The 1939-nt window shown below is 63.0% G+C and carries 2 protein-coding genes; both read left to right on the top strand.

Going from position 1 to position 1939, the window contains the following annotated elements:
* Positions 1-108 precede the first annotated feature (108 nt).
* Positions 109-1131, top strand: a complete 1023-nt coding sequence (locus B124_RS36960; RefSeq protein WP_496507399.1) for a group II intron maturase-specific domain-containing protein — start codon at positions 109-111, stop codon at positions 1129-1131.
* 102 nt (positions 1132-1233) lie between these two features.
* Positions 1234-1939: RNA-guided endonuclease InsQ/TnpB family protein (locus B124_RS36955; protein ID WP_496507400.1), on the top strand; the 706-nt coding region annotated here is incomplete at its 3' end.

Here is a 1939-nt window from a genome sequence, read left to right as displayed (position 1 = left end):
GCCTACAGAGCGAAACGCCGCACCGAGACCACAACTCGCCACGAAGACAAGCCGCATATCAAAATCCTCGCTGTGGCCTAACTGAGTGGCATTGCTCCGCAGGGAGGGGTGATCAGCCCGCTGCTGATGAACGTGGCACTCCATGGGATGGAGGAGGCAGCAGGATGTCGGTACTGGGGAGCCGAGGCGAAGTCGTATGAGCCGAAGGCGGCCCCCAGGACACCGATTCTCATCCGCTACGCGGACGACTTCGTGGTCATGTGCCACAGCAGATCCGAAGCAGAGCAGGTGAAGGAAAAGCTGGCGAAGTGGCTGGAGCCGAGAGGACTGCGGTTCAACGAGGAGAAGACCCGTATTGCCCACATGGAAGACGGGTTCGACTTCCTCGGCTTCAACATCCGACGCTATGACGGAAAGCTACTCATCAAGCCCAGCGCCGACGCTGTCAAGAGAATCCGGAAAACCCTGCGCGCCGAGGTGAAAGGCCTTTACGGGTCCAACGCCGCAGGAATGCTCAGGGCGCTGACACCGATCGTCCGCGGATGGTCAGCGTACTACCGGAAGGCGGTCTCCTCGCAGACATTCTCAAGCATCGACAAGTACCTCTGGAACTTGTTGTGGGAGTGGGCAAAGAGGAGCCACCCGAGAAAGTCGGGGATCTGGGTAGCCGACAGATACTTCGGCAGGTTCAACGAGTCCAGAAACGACAAGTGGGTGTTCGGTGACCGCAACAGCGGCGCCCACCTCCCAAAGTTCGCCTGGACCAAAATCGTCCGCCACGTACAGGTGAAAGGTTCGGCGTCCCCGGACGATCCGTCCCTCACTGAATACTGGCAAGGACGCCGCCGTAAGAAGACGCCTCCGCCGATGGACAAGGTGAGTCTGTCCTTGGCGTACAAGCAAAGAGGGCTTTGCCCGCTCTGCAATCAGGCACTCATCGCCGGGGCCGAGTACGAACCGGACAGTCCACGCGAGTGGATCGACTGGTTCGCGGCCTCGAAGAAGATGCTGAACAAGCATCACTTCGTATATCGGCGAAACGGCGGCTCCGACGAGAGAACCAATCTTCGTCTCGTACACTCCGCATGCCATCGCCAGCTACACGCCAAAGACGGCATGCGACCCTCGTAAAACTGCGCTGGCCCATGGGGCGAGCTTGAGCCGTGTGCATTGAGAGGTGCACGCACGGTTCTGAGGGGGCCGGGATGCAGTAATGCATCCCGGCTACCCGACCTGTACCCGGACACCGGCCAGCAGGTCGCGTTAGCGAAGGCGTTCGGGTGTGCCCGTGTGGTGTTCAACGACGCGGTCCGCGCCCGTGAAGACGCCCGTAAGGCCGGGCAGCCGTTCCCGAAGGCCGGGGAGCTGTCAAGGCGCCTGATCACTGAGGCCAAGCGGACAGCGCAACGGTCCTGGCTGGGCGAGGTCTCCGCGGTGGTGCTCCAGCAGTCACTGCGGGATGCCGAGACCGCGTACCGCAACTTCTTCGCCTCCCTCAAGGGTGCCCGCAAGGGCCCCAGGACCGGCCCGCCCCGCTTGAAGTCCCGCAAGGACGCGAGGCGGTCGATCCGGTTCACCGGCAACGCCCGCTGGCGCATCACCGACAGCGGCCGTCTGAACCTGCCGAAAATCGGTGCGGTAAAGGTGAAGTGGTCCCGCACGCTGCCCACCAATCCCACTTCCGTCACCGTCATCAAGGATGCGGCCGGGCGGTACTTCGCCTCCTTCTTCATCGGCACCGACCCCGCCGCCGACGCGACACGGTTGCCCGAGGCCGACCGCACCGTCGGCATCGATCTCGGCCTGACCCACTTCGCTGTCCTGTCCGACGGCACGGAGATCGACTCCCCGCGCTTCCTTCGGCGCGCGGAGAAGAAGCTGAAGAAGGCCCAGCGGGAGCTGTCCCGCAAGCAGAAGGGGAGCAAGAACCGCGCCCACG

The sequence above is a fragment of the Streptomyces sp. CNP082 genome (assembly GCF_059570535.1).
Note: the sequence above shows the minus strand (reverse complement) of the source record. Positions and strands in the feature narration are given on the sequence as shown.